This is a genomic window from Streptomyces sp. NPDC001027 (assembly GCF_040299045.1).
Lineage (GTDB): Bacteria > Actinomycetota > Actinomycetes > Streptomycetales > Streptomycetaceae > Streptomyces.
In genome coordinates this window covers 1-17742 of record NZ_JBEPBI010000161.1, presented here as the reverse complement: position 1 = coordinate 17742, position 17742 = coordinate 1, and the positions used below count along the sequence as shown (strand labels likewise).

At 72.0% G+C, this 17742-nt stretch carries 14 protein-coding genes; 13 read left to right on the top strand and 1 reads right to left on the bottom strand.

Translation table 11 applies throughout. The features are described 5' to 3' along the window. Positions 1-105: 105 nt before the first annotated feature. The 11 genes from ABT300_RS30925 (at position 106) to ABT300_RS30875 (ending at position 14987) form a co-directional block, all read left to right on the top strand. Positions 106-2244: a bifunctional polysaccharide deacetylase/glycosyltransferase family 2 protein gene (locus ABT300_RS30925; protein WP_351682560.1), complete on the top strand. Its 2139-nt coding sequence runs from the start codon at positions 106-108 to the stop codon at positions 2242-2244. Further along, positions 2241-3572, top strand: a complete 1332-nt coding sequence (locus tag ABT300_RS30920) for an acyltransferase family protein (protein WP_351682558.1) — start codon at positions 2241-2243, stop codon at positions 3570-3572. Before ABT300_RS30925 ends, ABT300_RS30920 begins: the two co-directional genes overlap by 4 nt. A gap of 168 nt (positions 3573-3740) precedes the next feature. Beyond that, positions 3741-4844 carry a hypothetical protein gene (locus tag ABT300_RS30915; protein ID WP_351682556.1) on the top strand — a complete coding sequence of 368 codons (1104 nt, stop codon included), beginning with the start codon at positions 3741-3743 and terminating at the stop codon, positions 4842-4844. A 159-nt stretch (positions 4845-5003) separates the two neighbouring features. Then, positions 5004-6398 carry a nitrate/nitrite transporter gene (locus ABT300_RS30910; protein ID WP_351682554.1) on the top strand — a complete coding sequence of 465 codons (1395 nt, stop codon included), beginning with the start codon at positions 5004-5006 and terminating at the stop codon, positions 6396-6398. Between the two features lie 100 nt (positions 6399-6498). Beyond that, a complete protein-coding gene (locus ABT300_RS30905) occupies positions 6499-7674 on the top strand; it encodes a uroporphyrinogen-III synthase (protein ID WP_351682551.1) in 1176 nt (391 codons plus the stop codon). Between the two features lie 126 nt (positions 7675-7800). Beyond that, a complete protein-coding gene (locus ABT300_RS30900; protein WP_351682548.1) occupies positions 7801-8397 on the top strand; it encodes a CGNR zinc finger domain-containing protein in 597 nt (198 codons plus the stop codon). A 417-nt stretch (positions 8398-8814) separates the two neighbouring features. Then, positions 8815-9336, top strand: coding sequence for a sigma-70 family RNA polymerase sigma factor (locus ABT300_RS30895; protein ID WP_010039908.1), 522 nt, complete (start codon positions 8815-8817; stop codon positions 9334-9336). Beyond that, positions 9336-10169: an anti-sigma factor family protein gene (locus tag ABT300_RS30890; RefSeq protein ID WP_319280709.1), complete on the top strand. Its 834-nt coding sequence runs from the start codon at positions 9336-9338 to the stop codon at positions 10167-10169. The genes ABT300_RS30895 and ABT300_RS30890 overlap by 1 nt, the downstream gene beginning before the upstream one ends. Positions 10170-10238: 69 nt before the next feature. Continuing rightward, positions 10239-12644, top strand: a complete 2406-nt coding sequence (locus tag ABT300_RS30885; protein WP_351682546.1) for a HelD family protein — start codon at positions 10239-10241, stop codon at positions 12642-12644. 331 nt (positions 12645-12975) lie between these two features. Beyond that, positions 12976-14394 (top strand): NAD-dependent malic enzyme, encoded by a 1419-nt coding sequence (locus ABT300_RS30880; RefSeq protein WP_351682543.1) that lies wholly within the window; start codon positions 12976-12978, stop codon positions 14392-14394. Positions 14395-14705: 311 nt separating this feature from the next. Then, on the top strand, positions 14706-14987 hold the full coding sequence (locus tag ABT300_RS30875; RefSeq protein ID WP_007382399.1) for an HU family DNA-binding protein: 282 nt from the start codon (positions 14706-14708) through the stop codon (positions 14985-14987). A 104-nt stretch (positions 14988-15091) separates the two neighbouring features. Here the strand turns inward: ABT300_RS30875 and murA are convergent, their stop codons facing one another. Beyond that, a complete protein-coding gene (murA, locus tag ABT300_RS30870; protein ID WP_351682540.1) occupies positions 15092-16438 on the bottom strand; it encodes a UDP-N-acetylglucosamine 1-carboxyvinyltransferase in 1347 nt (448 codons plus the stop codon). A gap of 345 nt (positions 16439-16783) precedes the next feature. Here murA and ABT300_RS30865 point away from each other — a divergent pair, with 345 nt between their 5' ends. Continuing rightward, on the top strand, positions 16784-17356 hold the full coding sequence (locus ABT300_RS30865) for a YqgE/AlgH family protein (RefSeq protein WP_306951992.1): 573 nt from the start codon (positions 16784-16786) through the stop codon (positions 17354-17356). Positions 17357-17398: 42 nt separating this feature from the next. Continuing rightward, entirely contained in the window at positions 17399-17698 is a 300-nt protein-coding gene (locus ABT300_RS30860) for a DUF3039 domain-containing protein (RefSeq protein ID WP_069773379.1), read from the top strand. The last annotated feature ends 44 nt before the right edge of the window (positions 17699-17742 follow it).

Here is a 17742-nt window from a genome sequence, read left to right as displayed (position 1 = left end):
GGTCCTCACGGCGGCGCTGGGCGGACTGCTGCTCGTGGGCTTCGCGCCGTTCGGCGTCGACGGGATGAGCGAGGAGGAGCTCCAGGACCGGGGAATCGCCGTCTGATGCCTCCCCTCAGGCTGCGCCGCCTGCTGCCGCTGCTCGTGCTCGTCGCGCTGATGGCGATGCTGATGCTGCGCGGCTATGTGCACAGCGAGATCCTCGCCGACCACCGCATCCGCCCCGACGCCGCCGCAGGCACGGTGCCCGAGAAGATCCTCGACGGCGGTCCGGTCGTCGACACCCGCGGCGGACAGGAGACCAGCCTGCAGGTGCCGGACCACCGGATCGTGCTGACCTTCGACGACGGGCCCGACCCCGCCTGGACCCCCAGGGTCCTCGACGTCCTGAAGAAGCACCGCGTGCACGCCGTCTTCTTCATCACCGGCACCATGGCCTCCCGGTACCCCGACCTGGTCCGGCGGATGGTGGACGAGGGCCACGAGATCGGCCTGCACACCTTCAACCACCCCGACCTCTCCTACCAGTCGACGAAGCGCATCGACTGGGAGCTCACCCAGAACCAGCTGGCCCTGGCGGGCGCCGCCGGCATCCGGACGTCGCTCTTCCGGCCGCCGTACTCCTCGAGCGTGGACGCTCTCGACGACGCCTCCTGGCCGGTCACCCGCTATGTCGGAACGCGCGGCTACCTCACCGTCTTCACGACCGCCGACAGCGAGGACTGGCAGCGGCCGGGCGTGCGGCAGATCATCCGCAACGCCACGCCCAAGGGCGGCAAGGGCGCCATCGTGCTCATGCACGACTCCGGCGGCGACCGCCTGCAGACCGTCCAGGCCCTCGACGTCTACCTCCCCGAACTCATGCGGAAGGGCTACGAGTTCGAGAACCTCACCGAAGCCCTCCAGGCGCCCAGCGCGCACACCCCGGTCACCGGGACCGACCTGTGGAAGGGCAAGGCCTGGGTCTTCCTGGTCGGAGCCTCCGACGACATCACCGCCGTCCTGGTCGTCGGTCTCGCCGTCATCGGCGTCCTCGTCTTCGCCCGCTTCGGCCTGATGCTGCTGCTCTCGGCGATCCACACCCGCCGCACCCGCCGCCGGGGCTTCACCTGGGGTCCCGACGCGCCCGTCACCGAACCGGCCTCGGTGCTCGTCCCGGCCTACAACGAGGCCAAGTGCATCGAGAACACGGTGCGTTCGCTGATGAAGAGCGAGCACCCGATCGAGATCCTGGTGGTCGACGACGGCTCCAGCGACGGCACCGCCCGCATCGTCGAGGACCTGCGCCTGCCCGGCGTCCGCGTCGTGCGCCAGCTCAACGCGGGCAAACCGGCCGCCCTCAACCGGGGCATCGCCAACGCCCGGCACGACCTCATCGTCATGATGGACGGCGACACGGTCTTCGAGCCGTCCACGGTCCGTGAGCTCGTCCAGCCGTTCGCCGACCCGAAGGTCGGCGCGGTCGCCGGCAACGCCAAGGTCGGCAACAAGGACACCCTCATCGGCGCCTGGCAGCACATCGAGTACGTGATGGGCTTCAACCTCGACCGCCGCATGTACGACGTCCTGCGCTGCATGCCCACCATCCCCGGAGCCGTCGGGGCGTTCCGCCGCAGCGCGCTCGACCGCGTCGGCGGCATGAGCGACGACACCCTCGCCGAGGACACCGACATCACCATGGCCATCCACCGGGACGGCTGGCACGTCGTGTACGCGGAGAAGGCGCGCGCCTGGACCGAGGCCCCGGAGTCCGTCCAGCAGCTGTGGTCGCAGCGCTACCGCTGGTGCTACGGCACGATGCAGGCGATCTGGAAGCACCGCCGCGCGCTCGTCGAGCGCGGACCCTCGGGCCGGTTCGGGCGGGTGGGCCTCCCGCTCGTGTCCCTCTTCATGGTCGTCGCCCCGCTCCTCGCGCCCCTCATCGACCTGTTCCTCGTCTACGGCCTGCTCTTCGGTCCGACCGGCCAGACGATCGCGGCCTGGTTCGCCGTGCTCGCCGTCCAGGCGGGCTGCGCGGCCTACGCGTTCGTCCTCGACCGCGAGCGGCTCACCCCGCTGATCTCCCTCCCGCTCCAGCAGCTGCTGTACCGCCAGCTGATGTACATCGTGCTCCTCCAGTCCTGGATCACCGCGCTCACCGGCGGCCGGCTGCGCTGGCAGAAGCTGCGCCGCAAGGGACAGGTGGCCGCCCCGCCGGGCGCGGCGACGCCGGCCCCGAGCCTGGACGGAGGTGCGGTCGGATGAGCACCGAGCCGAGGACGGAGTCGAGCGGCCGGGCGGCGGAGGGTCGGGCGGCGCACGGCCGTTCGGTGGACAGCACCGCGCGGTTGCCCCGACTGACCGAGTCGACCGAACCGAGCGAGTCGACCGAACCCACCGGGCTGTCCGAGTCGACCGGGCTGTCCGGGCAGTCGGGTGCGACCGCGGGTCCGGAGACGAGGAAGAAGAGCGGCGGACGCGACCGCTACTTCGACCTCCTCCGGGCGATCGCCCTGTTCCGCGTCGTCCTGTACCACCTGATGGGCTGGGCCTGGCTCCCCGTCGTGTTCCCCTCGATGGGCGTGATGTTCGCGCTCGCCGGCAATCTGATGGCCCGCTCGCTCGCCCGGCGCCCCGCGCTGGAGGTCGTACGCGGACGCATGCGCCGGCTGCTGCCGCCGCTGTGGCTGCTGGGCGCCGTCGGAGTGACGGGCATGCTGGCCGCGGGGTGGGGCCCGGACGAGGAGGGGCGCCCCGGCTGGTGGTGGCTGCATCTCGCGTACTGGATCCTCCCGCTGAGCGACCCGCCGTACGGCGATTCCCTGCCGGGCGTGCAGGGCCTGATCGGCGACGACTGGGCCACCGACATGGGTGTGCCCCTGTGGTACCTCCGCGCCTACCTCTGGTTCGTCCTGCTCTCCCCGCTGCTGCTGCGCGCCCTGCGCCGGCTGCCCTGGCCGACGGTTCTCGCGCCGCTCGCGCTCTCCGCCGCGCTGGAGTTCGGCGCCCTCTCGCTGCCCGGCTGGCGGCTGCAGGCCGGCCTCACCGACCTCGGCACGTTCGGCGCGTGCTGGCTGCTGGGCATGGCGCACCAGGAGGGCCTGCTGCGCCGCCTGCCCCGCTATGTGGTGCCGTCCCTGGCCCCGGCGGTGGCGGCGACCGGTCTCTGGTACGCCCTGGGCCACCACCTCACGGAGGGCCACGACCTCGACGACATGCCGTTCGCGCAGTCCCTGTGGTCCTTCGCCGCGGTGCTGCTGCTCCTGCACCTCAGCCCGTCCTGGACGGAGTGGCCGGCCCGGCTGCGCCGCTGGGACCGGGTGATCACGCTGCTCAACTCCCGTGCGGTGACGATCTATCTCTGGCACAACGTGTGCATCGGCGTCGTCGAGGCCCTGTGGGACCGGCTGTGGGCCGTCCCGTGGCTGGAGGCCGACGCCCACTGGGTCCTGGTGAGCCCATGGCCCCAACTGCCGTTCGTCTGGCTCCTCACGGCGGTCTGCGTCGTCTGCTTCGGCTGGGTCGAGGACCTGGCGGCCCGCCGCAGGCCCCGACTGTGGCCGGACGGACGCGTCGGCGCGCACCGCGCGTGACCGGAGGCGTCTGCCGCCCCTGCCCGGTCGCCGGGCGGGGGTGAGGGGCAGGTCAAGCGGGTCGGCTGGCGATCACCGGGGCCGCGGGCGTGTGGAAGACTGCCCGCGTTGCGCGAGTGAACAGCCGTTCGGCTGGTGGGGGAGTGAGTGCCGGTGAGCAAGCGGCAGATGAGAAGCATGCTGAAGTCGATGGCGGGAGGCGGGCCCGTCGAGGTCACCAGCCCGCTGGCCTCGGTGAAGAAGCTGGCCCGGCTCGCCTTCGTGGCCCAGCAGTTCGGATACGAGTACGCGGACGCCGGGCACGGCGGCTCCCAGGGCAACGCGCTGAAGCTGCTGATCGTCCCCGATCCCAGCCCGCAGGCACGCGCGCGTGCCGCGCAGAACTGGGCGCAGTACCCGAACGCGCACGACGGCTTCTCCCTGCCGCCGCTGGTCCCGGACGCCTTCGAACTCCTCAGGACCCGCATCACCTTCGACCTCACCGGCAGGCAGGCCGACAAGCGGATGGGGTACGGCGCGCTGGGCGCCACCGCGGGCTGCGCGGTCCTCGGGATACGGCTCGGGGCCACGGGCGCCGACTTCGGCGTCGCCGCCGCCGTCTGGGTCGTCCTGATGGCCGTCTGCGGCGCCGGGTTCGCCGTCAACCGGCGTCGCAACGCCGCATCCGGCGCCCGGCTGAAGGCCGCCGGCTTCACCCCGGTGACCGACGCGACGGGCCGCCTGCGATACCTGCCCCCGGGAACGGGGGCGGGAGCGGCGGCCGGTCCCGGCGCGAACCCGTACGGCGGCGCACTCCCGCCCCAGGCGCCCGTCCACGCCCCGGCCCACGCGCCCGCCCAAGCCCCGGCCCAGACGTCGGCGGCGCCCCCGGCCCAGCCCCCGTACGGTCCGTACGGCGCCGCCCCGGCGGCCGCCCCCGGCTACGGCTACCCGCAACAGCCGTACCAGCCGACGCCGTACCAGCCGACGGCCTACCAGGAGCCGCAGCCGTACCAGAACCCCCACCAGCAGCCGGACCCGTACGCCCAGCCGGGCCCCTACGTCCAGCCGGGCCCGTACGACCAGCCCCAGCCCCAGCCCCAGTCCGGCCCTTCCGGGCAGCACCCGCCCCACTCCCAGCACCAGCCCGCTCCTGAGCCGTACCCTGACCCCCAGTCGTACCCTCAGCCCCAGCAGTACCCGTACTCCTCCCAGGCCCCCCAGGCCCCCCATGTCCCGCCCTACCCGCAGTCCCAGCCGCCCGCCCCCTACAGTCGGCCGTCCCAGGACTGAGCTCGTTTCGCGACCTCTCACCGGTCGTCCGGGCAAGGTGAGAGCAACGTTCCTTTCCGGTCACCCACAGCCACAGCCCGGAAACGCGCCCTCCCTACCTTCGGGACTCATCACCGCTCATCCCCCGGACCACCCGAGCCCGGAGCACGTGGAGGCGTCATGACAGCCCCGAGTACAGCCCCCGCACCGCCGTCCCCCGCCAAGAAGGGGAGCCGCTGGATCGAGGAGTGGGACCCCGAGAACGAGGCCTTCTGGAACGAGAAGGGCGAGAAGATCGCCCGCCGCAATCTCGTCTTCTCCGTCCTCTCCGAGCACATCGGGTTCTCGATCTGGACCATGTGGTCCGTGCTGGTGCTCTTCATGGGCCCGGAGTACGGCCTCACCCCCGCCGACAAGTTCCTGCTGACGTCGATGGTGACGCTGGTCGGAGCGGTGGTGCGGGTGCCGTACACCTTCGCCGTCGCGATCTTCGGCGGCCGGAACTGGACGATCGTCTCCGCCGGCCTGCTGCTCGTCCCCACCGTCGCCGCCTTCACGGTGATGGAGCCGGGGACCTCCTTCAACACCTTCCTGCTGGTCGGCCTGATCGCGGGCATCGGCGGCGGCAACTTCGCCTCCTCCATGACCAACATCAACGCCTTCTTCCCGCTGCGGAAGAAGGGCTGGGCGCTCGGGCTCAACGCGGGCGGCGGCAACATCGGCGTGCCGGTCCTCCAGCTGATCGGTCTCGCCGTCATCGGCGCGAGCGGCGGCCCGCGCGTGCTGCTCGGGATCTACATCCCGCTGATCGTGATCGCCGCGACGCTGGCCGCCCTGTTCATGGACAACCTGGCGTCCGTGAAGAACGACACCGGCGCCGCGATCGACTCCGCGAAGGACGCCCACACCTGGATCATGTCCTTCCTGTACGTCGGCACGTTCGGGTCGTTCATCGGCTACAGCTTCGCCTTCGGGCAGGTCCTGACGAACCAGTTCGGCCGGACGCCCCTCCAGGCGGCCTACCTCACCTTCATCGGCCCGCTGCTCGGCTCGCTGATCCGCCCGGTCGGCGGCTGGCTGGCCGACAAGTACGGCGGCGCGAGGATCACGCTCTACAACTACGTCGGCATGGCCGCCGCGACCGGCGTCCTGGTCTTCGCCAGCATGCAGAAGTCGCTCGGACTCTTCGTCACCGCCTTCGTGGTGCTGTTCGTGCTCAGCGGCCTCGGCAACGGGTCGACGTACAAGATGATCCCCGGCATCTTCCAGGCCAAGGCCGTCGCGAAGGGCCTGCAGGGCGAGGCCGCGGCCGCCTACGGCCGGCGGCTGTCCGGCGCCTCCATGGGGCTCATCGGCGCGGTCGGCGCGCTCGGCGGCGTCGGCATCAACCTGGCCTTCCGGCAGTCGTTCCTCTCCTACGGCTCCGGGACCGGCGCCTTCGTGGCCTTCCTCGCCTTCTACGCCGCCTGCTTCGCGGTCACCTGGGCCGTATACCTTCGCCGTCCGGCCGGCCGGGTCACCGCCACCGGCTCGGCATCCGAGGCGAAGCCGCAGCTCAGCTATGCCGAGGTGTGACGTAACACGGGCGACATGAAGCCGAACCGAGCCTGTCACGCACCGTTGACAGGCTCGTCGGCATGTAGGTCAGACGCGACGTGACTGCGGGACGAGAGCTATGCACCAGGAACAGCAACAACCGGCCACCGCCCATCCGGGCGCCGTCGAACACGGGCCTCTCGCGGGCTTCACCGTGGGCGTGACGGCCGCGCGCCGGGCCGAGGAGCTCGGCGCGCTGCTCCAGCGGCGCGGGGCGGCGGTGCTGCACGCGCCCGCCCTGCGGATCGTGCCGCTCGCCGACGACGGCGAGCTGCTCGCCGCGACCAAGGAGCTCATCGACCAGGCGCCCGACGTCGTGGTCGCCACCACCGCCATCGGCTTCCGCGGCTGGGTCGAGGCCGCCGACGGCTGGGGACTCGGCGAGCAGCTGCTCGCCCGGCTGGGCGGGGTGGAGCTGCTCGCCCGCGGTCCGAAGGTGAAGGGCGCCGTCCGGGCCGCCGGTCTGACGGAGGCGTGGTCGCCGTCCAGCGAGTCCATGGCCGAGGTCCTCGACCGGCTCCTTGAGGAGGGCGTCGAGGGGCGCCGGGTCGCCGTCCAGCTGCACGGCGAACCGCTGCCCGGGTTCGTGGAGTCGCTGCGCGCGGCGGGCGCCGAGGTGGTGGGGGTGCCCGTCTACCGGTGGATGCCGCCGGAGGACATCTCGCCGCTCGACCGGCTCATCGACGCCGCCGTCACGCGCGGGCTGGACGCGATCACCTTCACCAGCGCGCCCGCGGCCGTCTCGCTGTTCTCTCGGGCGGAGGAGCGCGGGCTGCTGTCCGACCTGCTCACCGCCCTGCACCACGACGTGCTGCCGGCCTGTGTCGGCCCCGTCACCGCGCTTCCGCTGCAGGCGCGCGGCGTGGACACCGTCCAGCCGGAGCGGTTCCGGCTCGGGCCGCTCGTGCAGCTGCTCTGCCAGGAGCTGCCGACCCGGGCCCGGGCGCTGCCGCTCGCCGGTCACCGGGTGGAGATCCGGGGCCACGCGGTGCTGGTGGACGGGGCGCTGCGGCCGGTGCCGCCGGCCGGGATGTCGCTGCTGCGGGCGCTCTCGCGGCGGCCGGGGTGGGTGGTGCCGCGGTCCGATCTGCTGCGGGCGCTGCCCGGGGCCGGACGGGACGAGCACGCCGTCGAGACGGCGATGGCCCGGCTGCGGACGGCTCTCGGCGCGCCCAAGCTGATCCAGACGGTGGTGAAGCGCGGGTATCGGCTGGCGCTCGATCCGGCCGCGGACGCCAAGTACGCGGACGTCTGAGCGGTTTGCCCGCCCCGGGGCCGCAACCGCCCCGGGGAGCCGCCCCGGACGGGCTGGTTATCGGCCTTCCGCGCTGGCACTGTGAGGGGAAGGGTTCTTCCGGGAGCACGCCCAAGGCGGTGGCGCATGGCACTGGGGACGGTCACGGACTTCCACGAGCTGCGGTTCGACGCCGGGCGGTGTTGTCTCGACCTGCTGGCGACCAGTCATCCCCAGGAACATCTCGACGGCGTCGCGCCGTTGTGCGCGTGGATCCGCGGCTGCGGACTCGTCCCGCCGGGCACCCCGCTGAGCCACGCCGACCCGTCGTGGCCGCCGGCCTTCCGGGAACTGCGCCGCAATATAGGACAGTTGGTGCACGGGTGGCTCGATCACACCGTCGCCGCCCTTCACGACCCCGCGCTCGCCCGGGTCAACGCCGCCGCCCGGGTCGCGCCGCCCGTCCCGCGCGCGGTGCCCGGCGAGGACGGCGCGCTGGTGCGCGAGTTGGAGCGACCGCCCGGCTGCGCCGCGCTGCTCGCTGCGGTCGCCCTGGACGCGGTGGAGCTGCTCACCGATCCGGTCGCCCTGGCCGCGCTGCGGCAGTGCGCGGGGGACAACTGCCCCATCGTGTACGTCGACACCTCCCGGGGGCGCCGCCGGCGCTGGTGCTCGAGCGAGGTCTGCGGAAACCGGGAACGGGTCGCGCGGCATCGTCGGCGCGCCGCGCTCGCGCGCGCCTGAGGGTCCGTCGGGCGCCCGTCGGGCAGCCCTGCGGGCGCCCGTGGGAGGCGGCGCCGGGCGCACTCCGGGTGACCGTCCGCCAACTGCCCTGTCGGGTATGCGGCTTTCGTGGACCCGCGGCCTGGCGGTCTTCGAAGTGATTTCGATTACACACCGTTTACTCGCCGCGGTCGGCGGGCAGTCGGCGCGATCTTGTCGGTGTGGCGGATTTGTAAAGAAAAGAAGGTGGGAATGTGCCGCCATGTCCCCCTCGTCATGACACCCCGGAGAAAACTGTCCCCACGGTTTGAACGCTCAACACCCCCCCTGCGTACCCGTCGTCGAGCGACCGAAGGGGGGATCCCCCGGACACCGGAGGTGGGCGTGCGCAAGGATGCGGCCGTGGCCAATGAACGTGGATCGAGGGCCCGACATCGCATGTCCCAGCCCTCGGAACCTGACGAGGAGCTGATGCGTGCTCTGTATCGGGAGCATGCCGGACCCCTGCTTGCGTATGTCCTGCGCCTGGTTGCCGGAGATCGGCAGCGTGCCGAGGACGTCGTGCAGGAGACGCTCATCCGTGCCTGGAAGAACGCCGGTCAGCTCAATCGGGCGACCGGATCGGTACGCCCCTGGCTGGTGACGGTCGCTCGCCGCATCGTCATCGACGGCCACCGCAGCCGGCAGGCCCGGCCGCAGGAGGTCGACCCGTCGCCGCTGGAGGTCATTCCTGCGGAGGACGAGATCGACAAGGCGCTGTGGCTGATGACGCTGTCCGACGCGCTCGACGACCTGACCCCGGCCCACCGGGAGGTGCTCGTCGAGACGTACTTCAAGGGGCGTACCGTCAACGAGGCGGCCGAGACGCTCGGCATACCCAGCGGCACCGTGCGCTCCAGGGTGTTCTACGCCCTGCGGTCGATGAAGCTGGCTCTGGAGGAGCGGGGGGTGACGGCGTGATGAGCATTTACGGGGGGTTCGGAGCAGGTGGGCCGGGTATGTCTGGCCCCATGCAGGGATCTGTGGGATCTCCGAGCCCGAGCGAACACGAGACCGTCGGCGCCTACGCCCTCGGCATCCTCGACGACGCCGAGGCGACCGCCTTCGAAGCCCATCTCGCGGGCTGCGAATGGTGCGCCCAGCAGCTCGACGAGCTGGCCGGGATGGAACCGATGCTGGCCGCGCTCGCGGACCTGCCCGGCTCCGGCACCCCGGCGATCGGCGACTCCCTGTCCGCCCGCCCCAGCCCGCGTCTCGCCGAGCGGCTGGTCGACGAGATCTCCGAGCGTCGCGCGCTCAAGCGCCGCCGCTCCTTCTTCCTGGTGGCGGCCGCGGCCGCGCTGATCATCGGCGGCCCCCTCACGGTGCTGGCCGCGACCGGCGGCGACGGCGGGAGCAAGGGCGTCCAGGCGGGCTCCACCAAGTCCGCGAACTCCGCCAAGGACGCCTTCGACACGCTCGCCCAGCGGGTCTCCGCGACCGACTCCGCCACCAAGGTCTCCGCGACCGTCGCCATGGGCGAGAAGGCGTGGGGCACGGAGATCGGCGTAGAGCTGAAGAACGTCAAGGGCCCGGAGAAGTGCTCGCTGATCGCCGTCGGCAAGAACGGCGAGCGCGAGACGGTGTCCTCCTGGTCGGTCCCGGAGTGGGGCTACGGCCTCCCCGGAGCCAAGACCGAACAGGCCAAGAACCCGCTCTACGTGTCCGGCGGCGCAGCCTTCAAGACCAACGAGATCGACCACTTCGAGGTCATGACCTTCGACGGCAAGAAGCTCGTCCAGGTCGACGCGTAGTCGCGCATGGCTTCACGGGCCCCCTTCGCGTACGGTTGACGGCTGCCCAGCACGTCAGAAGGGGGCCCGGTGGCCGCTCAGGCACAGCAGGAGACCGTGGTCGGATCGGTCGACGAAGCCGCGCAGGATTCCGTGGGGGATTCGGTGCGGGACCGTGAGATCAGCGTCGAACAGGTACACCTCGACCGGGTGTACCGCCGCCTCGAGGAGAAGATCCACGAGGCCGAGTTCCTCATGAACGACGCGGCCCAGCGGGGCCAGGTCGGCACGCCCGGCGCCCTCGCCGAACGGGACGCACAGGTCTTCCGGGCCGGCGTCCACCTCAACCGGCTCAACAACGAGTTCGAGGACTTCCTGTTCGGGCGGATCGACCTGCTGCTCGGCAAGGACGGCAAGAAGGGCCCGGACGGCGCCTACACCGCCGTCGAGCCCGCCGAGGGCGCCGTCCGCCCCGACAACACGGCCGACATCGCCGAGACCCTGCACATCGGCCGGATCGGCGTCCTCGACTCCGAGTACGCGCCGCTGGTCATCGACTGGCGGGCGCCCGCCGCCGCCCCGTTCTACCGCTCCACCCCCGTCGACCCGGGGCGGGTCGTGCGCCGCCGGGTCATCCGCTCCAAGGGGCGGCGCGTCCTCGGCGTCGAGGACGACCTGATGCGTCCCGAGCTGCGAGCGTCCCTGGACGGCCGCGAACTGCCCGTCATCGGCGACGGCGCCCTCATGGCCGCCCTCGGCCAGGCCCGCAGCCACACCATGCGCGACATCGTCGCCTCCATCCAGGCCGAGCAGGACCTCGTCATCCGCGCCCCCGCCGCCTCCGTCACCTACGTCGAGGGCGGGCCGGGCACCGGGAAGACCGCCGTCGCGCTGCACCGGGCCGCCTACCTGCTCTACCAGGACCGGCGCCGGTACTCCGGCGGCATCCTGATCGTCTCGCCCACGCCCCTGCTGGTGGCGTACACCGAGGGCGTGCTCCCCTCCCTCGGCGAGGAGGGCCAGGTCGCCATCCGCGCCATCGGCTCCCTCGTCGACGGCGCCGAGGCCACCCTGTACGACTCCCCGGCGGTGGCCCGCGCCAAGGGGTCCCACCGGATGCTGAAGGTGCTGCGCAAAGCCGCCCGCGGCGCACTGGAGAACGGCGCCGACGGCGGCCGGGGCGCGTCCCGGCAGACACAGCTCGGCTTCGACGACCCCGACGAGCCGGACGAGACCTCCGCGCCCGCGGGCACGCCCAGCCGGCTGCGCGTCGTCGCCTTCGGCCGCCGGCTGGAGCTGGACGCCGCCGATCTGCAGCGTGTGCGGCACAGCGCGCTCAGCGGCACCGCCCCGGTGAACCTGCTGCGCCCGCGCGCCCGCAAGCTGCTCCTGGACGCCCTGTGGGAGCGCTCCGGCGCGGCCGGCCGGCACAGCGACCCGGAGCTCGCCGCGGAGCTGCGCTCCTCCTTCGACGAGGACGTGAGCACCGAGGACGCCTTCATCGCCTTCCTCGACGCCTGGTGGCCCGAGCTGACCCCGCAGGCCGTCCTCGGGGCCATGGCCGACGAACGGCGGCTGGGCCGCTGGGCCCGCCGGATCCTCAACCCCGGCGAGGTCCGCAAGGTCGCCCGCTCCCTCAAGCGGGACGGGCTCTCCGTGCACGACATCGCCATGCTCGACGAGCTCCAGGCGGTCCTCGGCGCCCCGGCCCGTCCGCGCAAGAGACGCGAGGCCGACCCGCTGGACCAGCTCACCGGTCTCGAGGAGCTGATGCCGGTGCGCGAGGAGTCGCAGCGCGAGCGCGCCGAGCGGCTCACGCAGGAGCGCACCGAGTACGCGCACGTCATCGTCGACGAGGCGCAGGACCTCACACCGATGCAGTGGCGCATGGTCGGCCGCCGTGGCCGGCACGCGACCTGGACGGTCGTCGGCGACCCGGCCCAGTCCTCCTGGTCCGACCCCGACGAGGCCGCCGAGGCCCGCGACGAGGCCCTCGGCACCCGCCCCCGCCGCCGCTTCCAGCTGACGGTGAACTACCGCAACCCGGCCGAGATCGCCGAGCTGGCCGCCAGGGTGCTGGCGCTGGCCATGCCGGGCGCCGAGTCCCCGTCGGCGGTCAGGTCGACGGGTGTCGTGCCCCGCTTCACGGCCGCGCGCGGCTCCCTGGCGTCGACGGCCCGCGCGGAGGCCGAGCGGCTCCTGGAACGCGTGGACGGCACCGTCGGCGTCGTCGTCGCCATGAACCGCCGTGAGGAGGCCAGGCGCTGGCTGGCCGGCCTCGGGGACCGCGTGGTGGCGCTCGGCAGCCTGGAGGCCAAGGGCCTGGAGTACGACGCCACGGTCGTCGTCTCGCCGGCGGAGATCGCCGACGAGTCGCCGGCCGGCCTGCGGGTGCTGTACGTCGCCCTCACCCGGGCGACGCAGCAGCTCACGGTGGTGTCCGGGGAGCGGGACGAGCCGGACGGGCAGGGAGTGCCGGATCTTCTGCGGGACTGATCGCAGTGAACTGCCCGCACGGGAATGGCGTTCGGGCATCCGTTTGTTAGCCTGGTCGTGACACCGGCTCGATCCAAGCCCCCGGGCCCAACCTTCGTCGCCACGAGCGACCACTTGCCGCGAGGCGAGCATGGCGGGTCGGTGTCATGAACGAGGGGAGAGGCCCGCATCACCCGTGATGCGGGCCTCTTTCATGCGCCCGGACCGGGCCGCGCCCGCGCGCTCACCGAGAACAAAACGATCGCAATTCGGGGCGGCTTTCCCGTACTCGTCGGTAGGTGCGACGATCGGACCGCAATCCCGCGACCCAGCAGTGCAGAGGAAGTCGGCCATGGCAACGGCGCCCAGCGTCTCCTACTCGATGACGGTCCGGCTGGAGGTGCCCGCGAGCGGCACCGCGGTCTCCCAGCTCACCGGGGCCGTCGAGTCCCACGGAGGCTCGGTGACCGGCCTCGACGTCACGGCGTCCGGCCACGAGAAGCTCCGCATCGACGTCACCATCGCCGCCACCTCCACCTCCCACGCCGACGAGATCGTCGAACAGCTGCGCGGCATCGAGGGCGTCACGCTCGGCAAGGTCTCCGACCGTACGTTCCTGATGCACCTCGGCGGCAAGATCGAGATGGCGTCCAAGCACCCCATCCGCAACCGTGACGACCTCTCGATGATCTACACGCCGGGCGTGGCCCGCGTCTGCATGGCGATCGCCGAGAACCCCGAGGACGCCCGCCGCCTCACCATCAAGCGCAACTCCGTTGCGGTCGTGACGGACGGCTCGGCCGTGCTGGGCCTCGGCAACATCGGCCCGAAGGCCGCGCTGCCCGTCATGGAGGGCAAGGCGGCCCTCTTCAAGCGGTTCGCCGGCATCGACGCCTGGCCGCTGTGCCTGGACACCCAGGACACCGACGCCATCGTCGAGATCGTCAAGGCGATCGCCCCCGGCTTCGCGGGCATCAACCTCGAGGACATCTCCGCCCCCCGCTGCTTCGAGATCGAGGCACGGCTGCGCGAGGCCCTCGACATCCCCGTCTTCCACGACGACCAGCACGGCACCGCGATCGTCGTCCTCGCCTCCCTCACCAACGCCCTGCGCGTCGTGGGCAAGGGCATCGGCGACGTGCGCGTGGTCATGTCCGGCGCGGGCGCGGCCGGCACGGCCATCCTCAAGCTGCTGCTCGCCGCCGGCGTCAAGAACGCGGTCGTCGCCGACATCCACGGCGTGGTCCACGCCGACCGTCCGGACCTCGTCGACGCGGCCCCCGACTCGGCGCTGTGCTGGATCGCCGACAACACCAACCCCGAGGGCCTCACCGGCACCCTGAAGGAGGCCGTGCGCGGCGCCGACGTCTTCATCGGCGTCTCCGCCCCGAACGTGCTCGACGGCGCCGACGTGGCCGCGATGGCCGAGGGCTCGATCGTGTTCGCGCTCGCGAACCCCGACCCCGAGGTCGACCCGGCGGTCGCCCGCCTGACGGCCGCGGTCGTGGCCACCGGTCGCTCCGACTTCCCCAACCAGATCAACAACGTGCTGGTCTTCCCGGGCGTCTTCCGCGGCCTGCTGGACGCGCAGTCCCGCACCGTCAACACCGAGATGATGCTCGCGGCCGCGAAGGCCCTCGCCGACGTCGTGAGCGAGGACGAGCTCAACGCGAACTACATCATCCCGAGCGTCTTCAACGACAAGGTCGCGGGCGCGGTGGCGGGCGCGGTGCGCGAGGCCGCCAAGGCCGCCGGGGCGTCGGCCTCGTAGCCTTTGTAGGCTGTGCCGTGCGGCACGCGGGGGTCCGGGCGGTCTGTGACGATCGCCACGACGGCCCCCGCACCGGCGCGTCGTGGAACGCCGCGCCGTGGACGGCCCTCTATGGTTGCGCCCGAGCCAAGCGCTCTCGTGTGACTCCCAAGGGTTGTCTCACGACTCCGAGCGGGTGCCGGATTGGCTTTCCCGCCGCAGGTAGGGGCAGGATGCGTCCCTGGGCGCGAGCACAACGACTTCGCTGTGCCCCACAGGCGGCTCTGCCGCGTGGCACGCCTCAACGGCAAGAAGAACACGGGAGTAACAACATGAACCGCAGTGAGCTGGTGGCCGCGCTGGCCGACCGCGCCGAGGTGACCCGTAAGGACGCCGACGCCGTTCTGGCCGCGTTCGCCGAGACCGTCGGCGAGATCGTCGCCAAGGGCGACGAGAAGGTCACCATCCCCGGCTTCCTGACCTTCGAGCGCACCCACCGTGCCGCTCGCACGGCGCGCAACCCGCAGACCGGTGACCCGATCCAGATCCCGGCCGGCTACAGCGTCAAGGTCTCCGCGGGCAGCAAGCTCAAGGAAGCCGCCAAGGGCAAGTAGGCCTTCGCGTACGCGACGGGATTCGCGTACGAGGCTCGGCAACGCGAATGGGGCGGCTCCCCTCGGGGGAGCCGCCCCATCGTCGTGTGCGGACAGCAGGCGGGCTAGCCGAGGGCCTTGCCCGGCAGCTCCACCTTCGCGCCGAGCTCCACCAGCTTCTCCATGAAGTTCTCGTAGCCGCGGTTGATGAGGTCGATGCCGTGCACGCGGGACGTGCCCTGGGCCGCGAGGGCGGCGATCAGGTACGAGAAGCCGCCGCGCAGGTCGGGGATGACCAGATCGGCGCCCTGGAGCTTCGTGGGGCCCGACACGACCGCGGAGTGCAGGAAGTTGCGCTGCCCGAAGCGGCAGTCGGAGCCGCCGAGGCACTCGCGGTAGAGCTGGATGTGGGCGCCCATCTGGTTCAGCGCCGAGGTGAAGCCCAGCCGGGACTCGTAGACCGTCTCGTGGACGATCGACAGGCCCGTGGCCTGGGTGAGGGCGACGACCAGCGGCTGCTGCCAGTCGGTCTGGAAGCCGGGGTGCACGTCCGTCTCGAGCGCGATGGACTTCAGGTTGCCGCCGGGATGCCAGAAGCGGATGCCCTCGTCGTCGATCTCGAAGGCGCCGCCGACCTTGCGGTAGGTGTTCAGGAACGTCATCATCGAGCGCTGCTGGGCCCCGCGGACGTAGATGTTGCCCTCGGTCGCCAGCGCCGCCGACGCCCAGGACGCGGCCTCCAGGCGGTCCGACAGGGCGGCGTGGTTGTAGCCGCCGAGCTTGTCCACGCCGGTGATGCGGATGGTGCGGTCGGTGTCCATCGCGATGATGGCGCCCATCTTCTGCAGCACGCAGATGAGGTCCTCGATCTCCGGCTCCACGGCGGCGTTCGAGAGCTCGGTGACGCCTTCCGCCAGCACCGCCGTCAGCAGCACCTGCTCGGTCGCGCCGACCGACGGGTACGGCAGCCGGATCTTCGTGCCGCGCAGCCGCTGCGGGGCCTCCAGGTACTGGCCGTCCTCCCGCTTCTCGATCTTCGCGCCGAACTGCCGCAGCACGTCGAAGTGGAAGTCGATGGGACGGCCGCCGATGTCGCAGCCGCCGAGGCCCGGGATGAAGGCGTGCCCGAGGCGGTGCAGCAGAGGGCCGCAGAACAGGATCGGGATCCGGCTGGAGCCCGCGTGGGCGTCGATGTCGGCGACGTTGGCGCTCTCCACGTAGGTCGGGTCGAGCACCAGCTCGCCCGGCTCCTCGCCCGGACGGACCGTCACCCCGTGCAGTTGCAGCAGACCGCGCACGACCCGCACGTCACGGATGTCCGGAACGTTGCGCAGCCGGCTCGGCGCACTGCCCAGCAGGGCGGCGACCATGGCCTTGGGTACGAGGTTCTTCGCACCGCGGACCCGGATCTCGCCCTCGAGCGGGGTGCCGCCGTGGACAAGCAGTACGTCGTCAGAGCCGTTGACGGTCATGTGTCTCGCGTTCCATGGATGGTGGATCAGGGCAGGGCCGTTGGGGTGGGGGCAGGGCCAGATGAGACAGGGTAATCGCCGTCGGCCCCTGCGCCGTAAGCCCGAGGACGCCTCAGGATCGTCATGGCTGTGTCACAACACGAACGGTTCCCCGCCGGGCACGGAAGGTCACCGCCGTCCGTCGTCGCGGCCCGTGCGCCCGGTCCGCGTCCGTGCGCCCGTCCGGCTCCCGCCGCTCGCCTCGACGAGCGTCCCACCCGCTCGCACCTCCTCGTTCCCTCGCGCGCACCCGCGCACCGCGCATTGCCTCCCCACGGCGCGGGAAGATGCGGGATCATGTCTGGCATGACCGAGGTGTCCTCGCTCACAGGGCGGCTGCTCGTGGCCACGCCCGCCCTGGCGGACCCGAACTTCGACCGTGCGGTGGTGCTCCTCCTCGACCACGACGAGGAGGGCTCACTCGGCGTCGTCCTCAACCGGCCCACCCCGGTGGGCGTCAGCGACATCCTGGAGGACTGGGCGGAGCTCGCGGGCGAACCCGGCGTCGTCTTCCAGGGCGGCCCGGTCTCCCTCGACTCGGCCCTCGGCATCGCCGTCATCCCGGGCGGCGCGGCCGTCGACGGCGCCCCGCTCGGCTGGCGCCGGGTGCACGGCGCGATCGGCCTGGTCGATCTGGAGGCCCCGCCGGAGCTCCTCGCCGCGGCTCTCGGCTCCCTGCGGATCTTCGCCGGGTACGCGGGCTGGGGGCCCGGCCAGCTGGAGGACGAGCTGGTGGAGGGCGCCTGGTACGTCGTGGAGTCCGAGCCCGGCGACGTCTCCTCGCCGTCCCCCGAGCGGCTCTGGCGCGAGGTGCTGCGCCGCCAGCGCAACGACCTCGCGATGGTCGCCACCTACCCGGACGACGCCTCGCTGAACTGACGCGCGTGAGCATCCCGGCCCGGCTTCAGTACGCTTGGCGCCATGAGCACTCTTGAGCCTGAGACCCAGCCCCAGCGAGGCACGGGGACGGGGACCCTCGTGGAGCCGACGCCGCAGGTGTCGCACGGCGACGGGGACCACGAGCGCTTCGCCCACTACGTCCAGAAGGACAAGATCATGGCGAGCGCCCTCGACGGGACGCCCGTCGTGGCGCTGTGCGGCAAGGTCTGGGTGCCGGGTCGCGACCCGAAGAAGTACCCGGTGTGCCCCATGTGCAAGGAGATCTTCGAGTCCATGGCGGGCGGCGGGGACGACAAGGGCAAGGGCGGCGACAAGAAGTAGCCCGCGGAGCTTCCTGGGCCCCCGGGGCGCGTTTCGGCGCGCCC